The sequence below is a fragment of the Serratia sp. FGI94 genome (assembly GCF_000330865.1).
GTDB classification, from domain to species: Bacteria; Pseudomonadota; Gammaproteobacteria; order Enterobacterales; family Enterobacteriaceae; genus Serratia_B; species Serratia_B rubidaea.
Map to the genome: position 1 here is coordinate 1853570 of NC_020064.1, position 14961 is coordinate 1868530.

The 14961-nt window shown below is 54.9% G+C and carries 17 protein-coding genes and 3 tRNA genes; 14 read left to right on the forward strand and 6 right to left on the reverse strand.

Going from position 1 to position 14961, the window contains the following annotated elements; genetic code table 11:
• Nucleotides 1-72 precede the first annotated feature (72 nt).
• From D781_RS08430 to D781_RS23950, 5 genes are read left to right on the forward strand one after another with little or no spacing between them, the layout of a single operon-like run.
• Nucleotides 73-1023 (forward strand): 4-hydroxyproline epimerase, encoded by a 951-nt coding sequence (locus tag D781_RS08430; RefSeq protein WP_015671890.1) that lies wholly within the window; start codon nt 73-75, stop codon nt 1021-1023.
• On the forward strand, nt 1020-2135 hold the full coding sequence (locus D781_RS08435) for an FAD-dependent oxidoreductase (RefSeq protein ID WP_015671891.1): 1116 nt from the start codon (nt 1020-1022) through the stop codon (nt 2133-2135). The genes D781_RS08430 and D781_RS08435 overlap by 4 nt, the downstream gene beginning before the upstream one ends.
• Nucleotides 2132-2380, forward strand: coding sequence for a 2Fe-2S iron-sulfur cluster-binding protein (locus tag D781_RS08440; RefSeq protein ID WP_015671892.1), 249 nt, complete (start codon nt 2132-2134; stop codon nt 2378-2380). The genes D781_RS08435 and D781_RS08440 overlap by 4 nt, the downstream gene beginning before the upstream one ends.
• Nucleotides 2373-3632, forward strand: a complete 1260-nt coding sequence (locus D781_RS08445; protein ID WP_015671893.1) for an FAD/NAD(P)-binding oxidoreductase — start codon at nt 2373-2375, stop codon at nt 3630-3632. Before D781_RS08440 ends, D781_RS08445 begins: the two co-directional genes overlap by 8 nt.
• A 47-nt stretch (nt 3633-3679) precedes the next feature.
• Nucleotides 3680-3832, forward strand: coding sequence for a hypothetical protein (locus tag D781_RS23950; protein WP_015671894.1), 153 nt, complete (start codon nt 3680-3682; stop codon nt 3830-3832).
• Between the two features lie 12 nt (nt 3833-3844).
• Here D781_RS23950 and D781_RS08450 read toward each other — a convergent pair whose 3' ends face one another.
• Nucleotides 3845-4204: a hypothetical protein gene (locus D781_RS08450; protein WP_041411766.1), complete on the reverse strand. Its 360-nt coding sequence runs from the start codon at nt 4202-4204 to the stop codon at nt 3845-3847.
• Between the two features lie 635 nt (nt 4205-4839).
• Here D781_RS08450 and D781_RS08455 point away from each other — a divergent pair.
• Nucleotides 4840-5271, forward strand: a complete 432-nt coding sequence (locus D781_RS08455; protein WP_015671896.1) for a DUF2846 domain-containing protein — start codon at nt 4840-4842, stop codon at nt 5269-5271.
• Nucleotides 5272-5316: 45 nt separating this feature from the next.
• Here D781_RS08455 and D781_RS08460 read toward each other — a convergent pair whose 3' ends face one another.
• Nucleotides 5317-5541 (reverse strand): DUF2594 family protein, encoded by a 225-nt coding sequence (locus D781_RS08460; protein ID WP_015671897.1) that lies wholly within the window; start codon nt 5539-5541, stop codon nt 5317-5319.
• Nucleotides 5542-6272: 731 nt separating this feature from the next.
• Here D781_RS08460 and uvrY point away from each other — a divergent pair.
• The 6 genes from uvrY (at nt 6273) to D781_RS08490 (ending at nt 9805) form a co-directional block, all read left to right on the forward strand.
• Nucleotides 6273-6929, forward strand: coding sequence for a UvrY/SirA/GacA family response regulator transcription factor (gene uvrY, locus D781_RS08465; protein ID WP_015671898.1), 657 nt, complete (start codon nt 6273-6275; stop codon nt 6927-6929).
• The gene (gene uvrC / locus D781_RS08470; protein WP_015671899.1) at nt 6922-8754 is read left to right on the forward strand and encodes an excinuclease ABC subunit UvrC; all 1833 of its coding nucleotides are present in this window, start codon (nt 6922-6924) and stop codon (nt 8752-8754) included. The genes uvrY and uvrC overlap by 8 nt, the downstream gene beginning before the upstream one ends.
• A gap of 57 nt (nt 8755-8811) precedes the next feature.
• Nucleotides 8812-9360, forward strand: a complete 549-nt coding sequence (gene pgsA / locus D781_RS08475) for a CDP-diacylglycerol--glycerol-3-phosphate 3-phosphatidyltransferase (RefSeq protein WP_015671900.1) — start codon at nt 8812-8814, stop codon at nt 9358-9360.
• Nucleotides 9361-9504: 144 nt separating this feature from the next.
• Nucleotides 9505-9580 (forward strand) — tRNA-Gly (locus tag D781_RS08480).
• Between the two features lie 55 nt (nt 9581-9635).
• Nucleotides 9636-9709 (forward strand) — tRNA-Cys (locus D781_RS08485).
• Nucleotides 9710-9719: 10 nt separating this feature from the next.
• Nucleotides 9720-9805 (forward strand) — tRNA-Leu (locus D781_RS08490).
• Nucleotides 9806-9975: 170 nt separating this feature from the next.
• On the opposite strand, the gene D781_RS08495 is transcribed toward D781_RS08490, so the two are convergent.
• The 4 genes from D781_RS08495 to D781_RS08510 all read right to left on the reverse strand — a co-directional run bounded on the left by D781_RS08495 (nt 9976) and on the right by D781_RS08510 (nt 12223).
• Nucleotides 9976-10191: a hypothetical protein gene (locus tag D781_RS08495; protein ID WP_015671901.1), complete on the reverse strand. Its 216-nt coding sequence runs from the start codon at nt 10189-10191 to the stop codon at nt 9976-9978.
• Nucleotides 10192-10282: 91 nt separating this feature from the next.
• On the reverse strand, nt 10283-10471 hold the full coding sequence (locus tag D781_RS24100) for a hypothetical protein (RefSeq protein ID WP_015671902.1): 189 nt from the start codon (nt 10469-10471) through the stop codon (nt 10283-10285).
• 990 nt (nt 10472-11461) lie between these two features.
• Entirely contained in the window at nt 11462-11833 is a 372-nt protein-coding gene (locus D781_RS22215; protein WP_015671903.1) for a hypothetical protein, read from the reverse strand.
• A gap of 45 nt (nt 11834-11878) precedes the next feature.
• Entirely contained in the window at nt 11879-12223 is a 345-nt protein-coding gene (locus tag D781_RS08510) for a hypothetical protein (RefSeq protein ID WP_015671904.1), read from the reverse strand.
• 246 nt (nt 12224-12469) lie between these two features.
• Between D781_RS08510 and D781_RS08515 the strand changes: the two genes are divergently transcribed.
• Both D781_RS08515 and D781_RS22220 read left to right on the forward strand, forming a co-directional pair.
• Nucleotides 12470-13234, forward strand: coding sequence for a nucleotidyltransferase domain-containing protein (locus tag D781_RS08515; protein WP_015671905.1), 765 nt, complete (start codon nt 12470-12472; stop codon nt 13232-13234).
• 280 nt (nt 13235-13514) lie between these two features.
• A complete protein-coding gene (locus tag D781_RS22220) occupies nt 13515-14717 on the forward strand; it encodes a BRCT domain-containing protein (protein ID WP_015671906.1) in 1203 nt (400 codons plus the stop codon).
• Nucleotides 14718-14961: the final 244 nt, after the last annotated feature.

Consider the following 14961-nt stretch of genomic DNA (forward strand, 5'->3'; position numbering starts at 1 on the left):
AATGCATCAAGCCGACGGCGGGGGATTCGGTCAGGCTGACGTGGAGATTTTATCAACTCGCTGGAGATCCCGATGACCGATTCCACGTCCATCACCGCACTGCGGGCTATCGATTCCCACACCGGCGGCGAACCCACGCGCCTGATCGTTGATGGTTTCCCCGAGCTGGGGAGCGGCAGCATGGCGGAACGCAAGGCGCTGTTTGCCGAACGTTATGACCACTGGCGCAGCGCCATTATTCTTGAGCCGCGCGGCAATGACGTGCTGGTCGGGGCGCTGCTGTGCCGTCCCTGTTCGCCGACGGCCAGCGCCGGCGTGATCTTTTTCAATAATACCGGCTATCTCGGCATGTGCGGCCACGGCACCATCGGCCTGGTGGCGTCGCTGGCCTACCTGGGACGCATTCGCCCCGGCGATCACCAGATTGAAACGCCGGTGGGCACGGTCAGCGCCAGGCTGCATCAGGACGGCAGCGTCACGGTGCAAAACGTGCCGGCCTACCGCTACCGCCGTGCGGTGACCATTGAGGTGCCCGGCTATGGCGGCGTCTGCGGCGATATTGCCTGGGGCGGTAACTGGTTCTTCCTGATCGCCGAACATGGCCTGGCGGTTGAGCGCGGCAATATTGATGCGCTGACCACGTTCAGCTGGGCGGTGCGGCAGGCGTTGGAGCTGGCGGGAGTATGCGGCGCAGACGGCGGCGTGATCGACCATATCGAACTGTTTGCCGATGACCACCGCGCCGACAGCCGTAATTTTGTGCTGTGCCCCGGCAACGCCTATGACCGTTCGCCCTGCGGCACCGGCACCAGCGCCAAACTGGCCTGTCTGGCGGACGACGGCAAGCTGGCGCCGGGGGCGGTCTGGCGGCAGGCCAGCGTGATCGGCAGCGAGTTTCGCGCCAGCTATCAGCCGCTGGCGCAGGGGATCCGACCCTCGATTCGCGGCGAAGCCTATGTCTGTGCCGACAGTCAGCTGCTGCTTGACCCGCGCGACCCGTTTATATGGGGGATCCGCGCATGAAACGCGCCGACGTGATTGTAGTCGGCGCCGGTATTGTCGGCAGCGCCTGCGCCTGGCAGCTGGCGCAGCGGGGACTGCGGGTGACGCTGCTGGACAATGGCCTGCCGGGGGCGACCGCGGCCGGAATGGGGCATTTGGTCTGCATGGACGATAACCCGGCCGAGCTGGCGCTCTGCGCCTATTCGCTGCGCCTGTGGCGTGAGGTGAGCGCGCTGATGCCGGAGCATTGCGCCTGGCGCGGCTGCGGCACGCTGTGGTTGGCGGAGCATGACGACGAACTGGCGCTGGCGGAGCAAAAGCAGCGGCGTTTGGCCGCCGCGGGGGCGGAGAGCCGCCTGGTCAGCGCCGGCGAGTTGCGGCGCTGCGAACCGCTGTTGCGTCACGGTTTGGCCGGCGGGCTGCTGGTTCCCGGCGACGGCATTGTGTACGCGCCGAATGCGGCCCGCTGGCTGGTTGAGCAGGGGGGCGAGGCGATTGTGCGCCATCGCGGCGATGCCGTGGCGCTGGAGCCGCAGGCGGTGCGACTGGCCGATGGCACGCGGCTGACGGCCGATACGGTGCTGCTGGCGTGCGGCCTGGCGGCCAATACGCTGCTGGCGGAGCCGCTGCTGCGGGGCAAAAAAGGGCAGTTGGCGATCACCGATCGCTATCCGCAGCAGGTGCGTCATCAGCTGGTGGAGCTGGGGTACGGTGCCAGCGCACACGCCAGCGACGGCACCTCTGTGGCGTTTAATCTGCAGGCGCGCCCCACCGGACAGTTGCTGATCGGCTCTTCGCGCCAGTTTGACGCGCCGGACGAGGCGCTGGATATGTCGCTGCTGGCGGCGATGCTGCGACGAGCGACGCAGTTTGTGCCGTCGCTGGCGCAGATGAATATTATCCGCTGCTGGACCGGGCAGCGCGCGGCGGCGGCGGACGGTCTGCCGCTGCTGGGGCCGCATCCCGCGCGCGACGGTCTGTGGCTGGCGCTGGGGCATGAGGGGCTGGGCGTGACCACCGCGCTCGGCAGCGCGGCGCTGATTGCTGACCGTTTGCTGCGGCAGCGTCCGGCGATTGACGCTACGCCCTACCTGCCAGCCCGGCTGCTGGCAGCCGAGGAGGTGCCCGTATGAGCAAGATAGTCATCACCATTGATGGAGAACGTCTGTGGGTCAAGGTAGGCATCAGCGTTGCGGCGGCGTTGAGTATGACGTCGCAGCCGCACTGCCGTTTGTCGGTCTCCGGGCAGCCGCGCACGCCGTTTTGCGGCATGGGCGTCTGTCAGGAGTGCCGCGTCAGCATTGATGGCGTCCGGCGGCTGGCCTGTCAGACCCTGTGCCGGGCCGATATGCATATTACCAGGAGTGACAATGGCTGATCTGTTCGGTGAAATCGTGGTGATTGGCGCGGGGCCGGCCGGATTATCCGCTGCGCTGGCCGCCGCGCAAAGTGGTAAATCGGTACTGTTGCTGGACGATAACCCGCATCCGGGCGGACAAATCTGGCGCGCCGGACCAGCGGTCGTTCTGCCGGCGCTGGCGCGGCGTTATCGTCAGGCTGTGGCGGGACAAAAAAATATCCGCTGGCTGCACGGCTGCAAAGTGGTAGCGCTGTGCGGCACGCGGCGGCTGCTGTATGAGGATGCGCAGCACTGCGGCGTGATTGAGTTCCGGCATCTTATCCTGTGCTGCGGCGCGCGTGAGCTGCTGCTGCCTTTTCCCGGCTGGACATTGCCGGGCGTGACCGGCGCTGGCGGACTGCAGGCGCAGATCAAGCAGGGGCTGGACGTTCGCGGCCGGCGGGTGGCGATCGCCGGCAGCGGGCCGTTGCTGCTGGCGGTGGCGGATACGGTACGTCGGGCCGGCGGCGAGGTGGTACTGCTGGCGGAGCAGGCGCCGTTGCGGCGTACGGCGCGCTTTGCCTGCGGGTTATGGCGCTGGCCGGGCAAGCTGCGGCAGTCCGTGCGGCTGTTTAATGCGCGTTATCGTGGCGATAGCTATGTATTGGCTGCCCACGGCGATCGCCGGCTGGACAGTATCGAGGTGCAAGAACGCGGACGCGTGCGCCGGCTGGCCTGCGATTGGCTGGCCTGCGGCTATGGGCTGGTGCCGAATATTGAACTGGCGCAGTTGCTGGGCTGTCGGATAGAGCGGCAGGCGGTGGCCGTTAACGCCCGACAGCAGAGCAGCGTGGCGCATATTTACGCCGCGGGGGAGTGCACCGGCGTCGGGGGCAGCGAGTTGGCGCTGGCGGAGGGGGCGATCGCCGGCTATGCCGCCAGCGGTGCAGCGGCACCGTCGCAGGCGCTGCGGGCGCGTGAGCGCTGGCAGCGTTTTGCCGCCGTGGTTGCGGGAACCTTTGACCTGGACCCGGCGTTAAAGACGCTGGCGACGGCGCAAACGCTGCTGTGTCGCTGCGAGGATGTGACGCTGGATCAGGTGGCCGGGCAGGCGGACTGGCGCAGCGCCAAACTGGCCAGTCGCTGCGGCATGGGCGCCTGTCAGGGAAAAATTTGCGCAACGGCGGCGCGTTATCTGTTCGACTGGCCGCTGGCGCCACCGCGGATGCCGTTGGCGCCGGTGCGCACCGCGACGTTGCTGCGCGGCGCAGAGCGCGAATCCGACGCGTAAAACTGCTACACTCAGGCATAATACTCCACGAAACAGGCGGATGAAGGATGACAAACGCGCTGATTACACTGGGATTATGCCTGCTGTTGGTGCCGCTGCTGTTATGGCTGATGGGCAAGGCATTATCAGCGGCGAAGGATAAGCCGCACGACAATAAAAGCAAGCCGAAAACCGGCATGCCGCACGGCGATGACGAGTAGGCTCAGGCCGGCTTAACTGTGTGGCCAGTAGTAGACCTTTTCATACCAACCTTTCTCGTACATGCAGGATTTTATGATGGCGTTGCGGGCGTCCTTGTTGTTGTCGCTGTGTAATGTACGTAGCGTCGGCCGTGATTCATAACGATGGCCGTCCGGGCAGGTTTTCTTGTTTTTCTTGCAGGGAACGTATTGATCGCTGTAATCAACTTCAACGTCTTTGACGACGTCAGGCGGAAAGCGCTGGTATGCGCGCTCTTTGCATTTGGCATATTCGGCCTGCCAGAGGGTATTGCTGGCATCGTTACGCTCCCACTGGACGCAGCCGTTGAGGAAAAATGCGGGTATGATCATTAAAAGTCCGTATGTTTTCATTATATCCCTATTAGCTTATTTATAACCACGCGGCGGCGCACGGTGAACTAAGAATATTCTTCCTTAAGCGCCGGTGTTAACAAGAGCGGGGCATCAATGATGCGACGCCGTTGAAGACAACAGGTTGTCAGCGTGTCGATGACCGGCCGGTCGTTATCGTGGTTGACGGACATTCAGCGTACTGGATAACGCCGACTTGTTGCCGACAAACGCCGGGTATTATAGGGGATATAAGTCATCAGGAAAAATAACGGGAATTTATATTTTTCGGTCGATATTTTCCCGCGTCAATTCATATTGTTCGGTTAAGATTAATACTTCATTTATGTTAGGAATATTCCGTTTCCTACTAAATGGTTTATGGCGTTTATTCTGGAAAAAGACCGCGGAAGATCGGTTTACGTTTAATTCTTCTGATGCCAGGACATGTCGCGCCAGAGCGTCGTTTGGCTGACATATGTCGCCGGCGCCCATGAAATATGTCTGTTGGCAGCGTTCTGCGCCCGACCGCTAATCCCTGCGTTGCTTCAGGACGTGGTGGGGATTAGTCTTATTTTTTGCCGGGCTGCGGGATGCTTGATGCAGGGCGGGATTATCTTGTTACTATTGGGGCCTATTTTTTTAAGGAGTTCAGGATGAAGCGTTACGCCGCGTTACTTATTTCCTCTGTGCTATTGTCCGGTTGCGCTACCCAGGCGGTGCCGCCGCAGCAGGCTAAATCCCCACCGCCAAGCCGGCTGATGCTTTATCAAAACCTGCCGACTACGCCGTATGCCACGGTGGTTGTGGTGCGTGACAGCGGCATGTTGGCCGGTTCCTGCCGTACCGGCGTTTACGTTGACGGCGAGTTTGCCGCGTCGCTGGCGACGAAAGAGAAGGCGGAGTTCCGCATGCCGGTCGGTAATCATGTGGTCAGCATTGGTCAGGATATGATCGAAAGCCATCTGTGCATCTGGCGCGAGACCGCCGGGCAACAGCCGATGACCCTGCGCGCCGGGGACGTGCGCTATCTGCGGATTGGCGGCGACATGCAGAGCGGCTTTATCCTGAAGCCCGGGCGTGGCTGAATCGCACAGGCCGGTGCAGCGTGGCCGGCCTGTTTCCTGCGTGGCTTACTGGCGGTAAGCGTGTTTGATTTGCTGCAGGCTGTTTTTAAACACTTCCACCTGCGTCGGGTCTTCGATCTGGGCAATAAAACGCTCCAGATTAATAATGACTTTGCCCGCATCGGCCTGACCAATCGATTTCAGTATCAGCGTTAATGTGGCTTTCAGGCAGGCAACTTCGGTTGCCAGTGTTTCTGGATTTGCGGACGTAGTGAAATCGATATTGCTCATTTTATCTCCTAATCTCTGCGGCCGTAGCCGTAAAAAGGTGCGCCTGTGCGCTGGGCCGCCGCCCGCAGCATACGCGCGGCGGTGCCATTTTCTGCTGGCGAGTATAACATAAACTGCGCTGGGGCCAGCGGCGGCGTCGACTGATGAGTATTAATGATATTTATTATACCTGGGGTTTATTGCGCATTGATGAATAGGTATGTCGAATTAACTCTGCAAGCTTGCATGTACACATATTTTTAAATGCTTAATAAGCACTTTACGTGCATGCTTCTGCTGTCTGACGGGCGGGGCCATAGCGTAAATAATGTTGGGTTTGCTGATACATATAGCGGCAGGCAATGATTTTACGCCTAAAGTGATAACGCTGCGCTCCGGCATGTGCTATTATAGCGCCGTGATTTTAAAGGGTTAATTCTCGGCGGAAAGGATGTTATTATTACGCTTGGTTATGATTGCCCGCGTTGATCTTTACTCTGCCGGGGCGTTTACCGCACCCGCGTTTTGTCAGCGACCCCTCGATCAGGTATATGCGCTGCCGGGTTTTTATCCGCCCGCAACGCCGTAAGCTCGCGTCGTCAGGTGTAAAAATACGAAAAATTAGGCCTGCTCCGCAGAGTTAATTGAGCATACATATTAATCTGTATTCATTCTTTGTTGAAAAACAAGTAATATCTGTCGCGATAACAGAGACTGATTGCGTTACTCCCCTATTTTTTGGAGATTGTTCCTTGATTAGCGTTCTTCTTGTTGATGACCACGAACTGGTGCGCGCAGGGATACGACGCATTCTTGAAGATATCAAAGGCATAAAGGTTGTCGGTGAAGTCCAGTGCGGTGAAGATGCCGTAAAATGGTGTCGCAACAATGTTGTTGAGATCGTGCTGATGGACATGAATATGCCGGGTATTGGGGGGCTGGAAGCCACCCGTAAGATTGTGCGTTATGCACCCGACATCAAAGTCATCATGTTGACTATCCACACAGAAAATCCTTTGCCGGCGAAAGTGATGCAGGCGGGGGCCGCCGGCTATCTGAGCAAAGGGGCCGCGCCGCAGGAAGTGGTGAATGCCATACGTTCGGTGCATGCAGGGCAACGCTATATTGCCTCCGACATTGCGCAGCAGATGGCGTTAAGCCAGCTTGAGCCGGAGGCCGAAACGCCGTTCAGCTGTCTTTCAGACCGTGAACTGCAGATTATGTTAATGATTACCAAAGGAAAGAAGGTCAACGAAATTTCTGAGCAGTTGAACCTTAGCCCCAAAACGGTAAACAGCTACCGCTACCGGATGTTCAGCAAGCTGAACATCAGCGGTGATGTGGAGCTGACTCACCTGGCTATCCGACATGGATTGTTCAATGCGGAGACGTTGTTAAGCGGTGAATGATCGTTTTGATGCAAAAGCCTTTCTTAAAACCGTAACCAGCCAGCCCGGCGTCTATCGCATGTATGACGCCGGCGGCACGGTTATCTATGTCGGCAAGGCCAAAGACCTGAAAAAACGCCTCGCGAGCTATTTCCGTGCGCAGGTCGGCAGCCGTAAAACCGAAACGTTGGTTAAAAATATCGCGCAAATAGACGTTACTGTTACACATACCGAAACAGAAGCGCTGTTGCTGGAACATAACTACATTAAATTATATCAACCGCGATATAATGTTCTTTTGCGCGACGATAAATCTTATCCGCTGATCTTTCTGAGCGCCGATACCCATCCGCGACTCGCCGTTCACCGCGGTGCCAAACACGCTAAGGGTGAATACTTTGGCCCGTTTCCCAACTCTTATGCCGTGCGTGAAACGCTGGCGCTGCTGCAAAAGCTGTTTCCCGTTCGCCAGTGTGAAAACAGCGTTTACCGTAACCGCTCGCGCCCCTGCCTGCAGTATCAGATCGGCCGCTGCCTTGGCCCCTGCGTCGCCGGCCTGGTGAGTGAAGAAGAGTATCGGCAGCAGGTTGACTATGTGCGGCTGTTTTTGTCTGGTAAGGATCAGCAGGTGTTGCATCAGCTGATTGAGCGCATGGAAAGCGCCAGCAAGGCGCTGAATTTTGAAGAGGCCGCGCGGGTGCGCGATCAGATCCAGGCGGTGCGCCGCGTCACGGAGCGGCAGTTTGTCTCCGGTCACGGCGATGATATGGATGTGATCGGCGTTGCCTTTGAGGCCGGCATGGCCTGCCTGCACGTGTTGTTTATCCGCCAGGGCCAGGTGCTCGGTAGCCGCAGCTATTTCCCTAAAGTGCCGGGGGATACCGACATCAGCGAAGTGGTGCAGACTTTTGTCGGCCAGTTTTATTTGCAGGGCAGTCAGTCGCGTACTTTGCCGACGGAGATCCTGCTGGACTTTACGCTGCCGGAAAAAGATCTGCTGGCTGCGTCGCTGTCCGAAGTGGCGGGGCGCAAGATCCATATTCAGAGCAAGCCGCGCGGCGACCGCGCGCGCTACCTCAAACTGGCGCGCACCAATGCGGCGACGGCGTTAACCAGCAAGCTGTCTCAGCAGTCGACCATTCACCAGCGTCTGACGGAGCTGGCGAAGGTTCTGCAGATGGATAGCATTACCCGAATGGAATGTTTTGATATCAGCCATACGATGGGCGAACAGACCGTTGCTTCCTGCGTGGTGTTTGATGAGAACGGCCCGCTGCGTTCCGAGTATCGTCGCTATAACATTACGGGCATTACGCCGGGCGATGATTACGCGGCGATGGCGCAGGTGTTGCGACGTCGTTACGGCAAGGCGCTGGAGGAGAAAAAAATTCCTGACGTGATCTTTATTGACGGCGGCAAAGGGCAGCTCGGCATGGCGCGGGAGGTGTTTGATGCGCTGGACGTGACGTGGGATAAAAGCAAACCGCGGCTGATTGGCATTGCCAAAGGCGCCGATCGTAAAGCCGGCCTTGAAACGCTGTTCTTTGTGCCTGAAGGCGAGGGGATTTCGCTGCCGGCGGATTCGCCGGCGCTGCACGTGATCCAGCATATCCGCGATGATTCGCATAACCATGCTATTACCGGCCATCGCCAGAAACGCGCCAAGGTTAAAAATACCAGCGCGCTGGAGCTGATTGAGGGCGTGGGGCCAAAACGGCGACAAACGCTGCTGAAGTTTATGGGTGGTCTGCAACCGTTGATGAACGCCAGCGTTGAGGAAATTGCAAAAGTGCCGGGTATTTCACAAGCATTGGCAGAAAAGATCTATAATGCATTGAAACACTGAAGCCAATGTAGCAACATACCCTTAATTCCACTCCAGCCAGATAGTTACCGTAGCATTATGCAATTGAATATACCGACTTGGCTCACCCTGTTTCGCGTAGTTCTGATCCCATTCTTTGTGCTGGCATTTTATCTGCCGTTCACTTGGGCCCCGATGGTTTGCGCCATCATTTTTGTGTTTGCAGCGGTAACCGATTGGTTTGACGGCTTTTTAGCCCGCCGCTGGAAGCAGACAACCCGCTTTGGCGCGTTTCTGGATCCGGTCGCTGATAAGGTGATGGTCGCCATGGCGCTGGTGCTGGTGGCGGAGCACTATCACGCCTGGTGGATTACGCTGCCGGCGGCGACGATGATTGCGCGTGAAATCATTATTTCTTCGCTGCGCGAGTGGATGGCGGAAATCGGTAAGCGCAGCAGCGTGGCGGTATCCTGGATCGGTAAAGTGAAAACCAGTGCGCAGATGATGTCGCTGGTGGGGCTGCTATGGCGTCCCGATCGTAGCGTCGAGTACGCGGCCATCGGCCTGTTGTACATCGCGGCGGTGCTGACTTTCTGGTCAATGTTCCAATATTTGAACGCCGCGCGTAACGATTTGCTGGAACCGTGATCGATTCGGTGCAAAAATCGGCAAACGGCTGTGGTAAGTAAACAATTTTGTTGACTCATCACGTCAGGTAAGTAGAATGCATCGCATCAGACGGCAGCGACGATTTGCAGAAAGTTGGCAAGCAAATCAGTAAGTTCTGGTGATGCGGGAATAGCTCAGTTGGTAGAGCGCAACCTTGCCAAGGTTGAGGTCGCGAGTTCGAGCCTCGTTTCCCGCTCCAAATTGAGAAAGCTGGTGATGCACGAGCTTTCAGCCTGAAAAGGCAAACAGAATATGGCGCGTTAACAAAGCGGTTATGTAGCGGATTGCAAATCCGTCTAGTCCGGTTCGACTCCGGAACGCGCCTCCAATTTTCCCGAGCCCGGGTGGTGAAATCGGTAGACACAAGGGATTTAAAATCCCTCGGCTTATGGCTGTGCGGGTTCAAGTCCCGCCCCGGGTACCATGGGAAATATCAGAATAATCAAAGCAATAAGCAGTGTCGTAAGCCGCCGAAAGGCGGTTTTTTTGTGCCCTCAAAACCTCCCCTGAATACTGTCACTACTCCGTAGAATTGCGCCATTTGCATTAAGAGCTTCCCCAATGCCAAGGCGGGATGTTGATAGCTGGCAACGGCTATCTGGTTAGCTTTTTTATCACCGCTGAGAGGCATTGTGCTATCAAGCCTGCAGTAACGCCGAGAATAGCAATAAATGCGATATACAGGCCGGCGCCAAAAGCCAGGGGCATCTCGCCACTATCAGCGTTGGCGGGGAACTCGGCGCTGAGGATAGAGATGCCAATCCCGGTGATCAACACGATGCAGCACAGGGAATAGTATAGTTTGCTCATGCTGTACCTTAGGTTAGCGTTAGTGGAACGAGGGGATAATGGTGGGGTTGCTCAATCAGCCACATGTGGCGGGCAGTTCACCTTGCTGCCATCAGTTTTCATATCGATAGGTTTCTTGGCAAAACAGCACGACATCAGGAAGACGCTGCTGGACAGCTTTTTTGACCTCCACACATTCCTCACGGGTCGGGTAAACCGTCTCAGAGGCCAGTAGCGCGTCGCATGCATCATAGCCACAAGGGCTAACCAACAGAACAAACCCGATTAGGGTTCCAATCATTGCTGATACTCCGGGTTTGGTGGTGGAGGTTCTGAGCGATTGGTATGGTGGTAACATAATCAACCCTGTCTAAGGTTGCAATGGCTGATTATTAGCTTAGAGGCTACCCGTCAATTGCCATTTTTGTGATCTTGCGCCAGAGTGTAAAATGAAGGGGGTGTGGAGGAATGGGTTAACAAACTCTGTCCGGCGAAAATGGTATGAAATTATTTAGGGTTGTTGATTAATGGGGAGAGTAAACTCCCCCTGTGAATAGTCTGGTAATGTACATTCTATTTCAACTTTTATGAATGTAACTAGTTTTTATATTATGGCTATTGATAATGATAGTAAAAATACGCATTTGAGATTATATATGCCAAGCGGGTTTAACTGCCGGGGCGGCAGGCGTTGCAGACAATTTCCCGCACTGGGGAATACCGATGCGCCGATAATCGCTGTGTCTAAGAGATATAATTTTTATGGTAATTGCCTATAAATAAAATATCTTAATAAAACCAATGGTTTTAATTAACTCTGGTTGAGCTTGTGGGTGACATTTTTTACGTTACAGGGGAAGTATCATGTGCCAACGTATTGATGTTTTATATTTAATGTGAAGTGTTTTTCTTTTTATTTTTTTAGATTGTCCTTTTGGCTGGTTTTATGAGCTGGGAAAGTAAAAGGTAATTATTATTTTATGTCGTTTGTGCATTTATTTAATAAATGATGGCTGTTATGTTTTTCCTGGTGTGAAAATGGCTTCGAGATGGCCGTCATCAGACGATTTTTATTATCTGTGCGAGGGCTGTAAACATCGGCGAAAAAAATCCCCTCACAAGGAGGGGAAAGGCATCAACACCAGGGAAAATCTTTCACTGGTGATGATACGGGAGTCTATATTTTCAAATTTGACTTATGTCAATCAATCCGCTGCAAAAATGCATTGGCATAATGAGGTTTTATACATCATATTACGTTGAATATATGGTATTTCTGGTCTATGGCATGCTAACGATAGCGCAGAAGCTTAATGGCATGCGTAGTAAAGGTGTCTATATCTTTGCAGACGACGGGGTTCTCGCGGTCGGCATAAAAAAAGATATGCAGATGCTTTTCAGGAAAGTACACCAGGTCGTCGCCATTGCGGAAGCTGATCACCCGAAAAGGCGAACCTTCCGCTGTTTGATTACGTTTCACGCCCGCCGCGACTTGGAAGTGACGTTCAGCCCACTCTAACGTGGTCAGGCCATAGTTAAAGCGTGTAACGGTCATCATGGCCCGCTCTGGGCAGTTCAGACGTAGCACGCTGGCGGCATGCCCGGGAGCGGGCAGCAGCATATAAAACAGGCAGGCCATCATGATATTCGATGGGTTTAACATTCTTCCTCCGGCATAACATAGAAAACGGTGCGGCGGCATGCGGGATCAGCCGTGTGGATGCGCACTTCCCTGATAAGGCGTCACCGTATGATTGGGTTCAATGACCTTGCTGAAGAAGGCGTCCGGGTCGGCACTGAACTTGAAGCGCTGGAAGCGGGTATAGGCCATACGTGCGATATCATAGGCTTGCCCGTCTTTGACCACGGTAATTGTGTTCCCCGTTTTCTCATCAGCACATAGTTGAACGGCCGTGACATGTTTGCCCGTCAACCGGGTGAACTGGCATTGAGGGTCGGGCGTGAAGGGGGCGCTTTCCTCTTTGGCACAGGCGGAGAGTGCGGAAGAGAGAAAAATGCAGGTGAGTATCAGCGCTGTTTTGCTACGCGGCATGGCCGAAAATCCTTCTGTATTGTCGGTTATTGGATAAAGGATATAAAAATCAACAAGAAATAACGGCCTTCATCATAAAGGCTTCCTGAGTCTATCTCATGCTACACGTTTGTTCTGGACAGACCACGCCATCCGTGAAAGTCCGCGAACGCTGGCGGCATTTTGCATCTGCTATATCTTTCCTGTGATACAGTGATGGTTACTATGCATGCTCTCTCATTGGGGCGGGCGCCTCCTCGGAAGGTGATGATGGCTGTCGACCATAATGGATATATCGCTACGCCCGGCGAGGCCAGTTTTCAGGCCGAATTTACCGACGTGATGGATGACGCCGTACGCCAGCTGGCGGCGGTGCTGGGCGATGTTCTGCACAGCATTTACGTCTATGGCAGCGTTGCGCGGGGCAAGGCGAAGGTGGGACGCTCAGATCTGGATCTTTGTATTATCTTTTATCGTTCGCTGCAGCCGGTGCAGGAGCGCGCGTTGGCCTCGGTACGTTCGGGACTTGAGGCAGCGCATCCCGTGGTCAGCAAGATTGATCTCGACTGCGGCGTTCTGCCGGAGGTCATGGCGGCGGAGAACCTGCACAGCTGGGGCTATTGGTTAAAACACCATTGCCGCTGTGTGTGCGGTGTCGATCTGACCGGTCGTTTCCCGCGCTTTAAACCTTCACGTGCTATTGCCGTGGCGTTGAACGGGGATTACCCCAGCGTGTTGCTCGACTATATTGAGCGTATCCAGCATATGGACGACGTGAATCAGCGGATGCGTTTGCAGCAGTCGGCGGCCAAAAAGCTGATTCGCGCCACAAATTTGTGGCGGGGAGAGCAGGATAGCGACTGGCCGGATACGCTTGAAGAACATGCGATAAAGTTTATCCGCCGCTATCCGCAGCTAACAGACGAGATAAATTACTTTCTGGCACAGAGTCAACAAGCCGATGTGCGGCATCGTGAATTTATTGTGCGACTGCAGGCGTTAATGGTGTGCCTGGAGCAGCGAGTTCGCTAACGAGTATTTCCGTTTATCTATATATAAAATTAATCCATTTTGGTTGTTACATCGGCAATTTTAATTGTTGGTCTTACTCAGGGGTTAGTTAATTTTGCCGATAGCTCAGCGGTATAAGGGCGGCTTTAAAGAGAAGTTACGCTACAGGCGTTGCGGCTATTTACTTCCGATTAAGATGCACTAAGATGGCTGCTTATTAAGTTGAATAATGACTAAGCGATTGGTAACGGTAGCTGCCGAACAGGGACGCTGTTATCCGGGATGATGACGATAGGTAACAATGATGTTTGATGTGAATAAAGTAAACAACAGGGAAGCCTTTTTTATTTATTTGAACGCCGAGGAGGAATTTTCTAAACATACGTTAGTTAACGTGGTTGAGAAGGATGCGCATATCCAGGGCTATTCGGTCGTACGCCGCGGTTATCGAACGTTTAGAAAAGATCGGATCGTAAAAATGTTCACGACGCAAGCCGAGTTGGAAGAGGCTGACCTGGCGCAGGAGCAACACGCTAACGTTTCGCCGGCGGTGGGCTCCCGCCGTCAGCCAGCTGCAAACGGCGGTTGGGAAATTTGTTTCACGGGCTTTGATAAGCGGGAAAACGATGAACTTGCCGCGCTGGCTGTTTCATCCCACCTTAAGGTAAGAAGCGGTGTGACGGCGAAGCTGACATGCTTATGCTGCGGCGCCAATGCAGGCTGGCGCAAGATCGAGGAGGCGAATGCCAAAGGGGCTCTGATTTTGAGCGGTGACCAGTTCCGACATTTTATCGCTACCGGGGAAATTCCCTATAAGTCAAAAGAAACCGACGGCAGACAGGCTGATAATACCGCGACCGAACCCGATAAACTGCAGGCGTTAAGAGAGAGCGCCGCCGCCACGTTTAATACGCTGAGATCCCTGCCGCGCAGCAATATCTTAATCGCGCAATTCGTCGACGGTTATGCGGTCGGCTGGCGCTTCGCCGTGAAATCCGTGTTTAAAGAGGCGTTGGACATCAAACAAACCACCGCGGTCTTCGATGGCTATAAGTATGAAACTTGGACCCAGGGAAACCGCTATGCTTTTCATCGCGGTGATGCGTTTTACAGCGATAAGCTCGGCTATACGGACTGGCCGGCATTTTTAAAGCTTGAACATGCCGCTATTGTGAAGGTCAGGTTCGAGTGTTTTGCCGGTTATGAAACGGTTGCGACGCTGGATGGCCTTTTTTCCGGCGACTTCGTGCCGGAAAACCTGATTACTGAACCCAAGGTGTTTGAGCGACTCCCCCTGCGTATTGAAAGCCAGTCTTACGATCCGGGAACGCTGGTTGTCGATGTGCTGCGCCCAACCTCGGACCAGGAACGGGTGGAACGGGTTGAAACGCTGTCTTTAACCCAGGATGAATTTATTGCGCTGTTGCAGACGGGATATTACTGGAAAAAAGAGAAAGGGCATGCGCCAGCGCGGATAGATATCTTAAGCGGTAAAAACGTATAAAGGGCCGACGGTAAGTATGCGATAGCGACTTACCGGCGCTTGTTGCTATGGCTTTTCGTCAGGTGGCGGGGGCGCGTGATGTCGACGGGCAATCCAGGGCGCGTTTAAACGAGTTTAATGATAAAGAAGTTGACGAAAACAAGCGCAGATAAAATAGATACGGTGGTCATTATCAACGCGGTTACGATGATCTCGGACATGGCGACCTCTTTGATAGCGATTGGCGGCGATCTATTTGTATCGT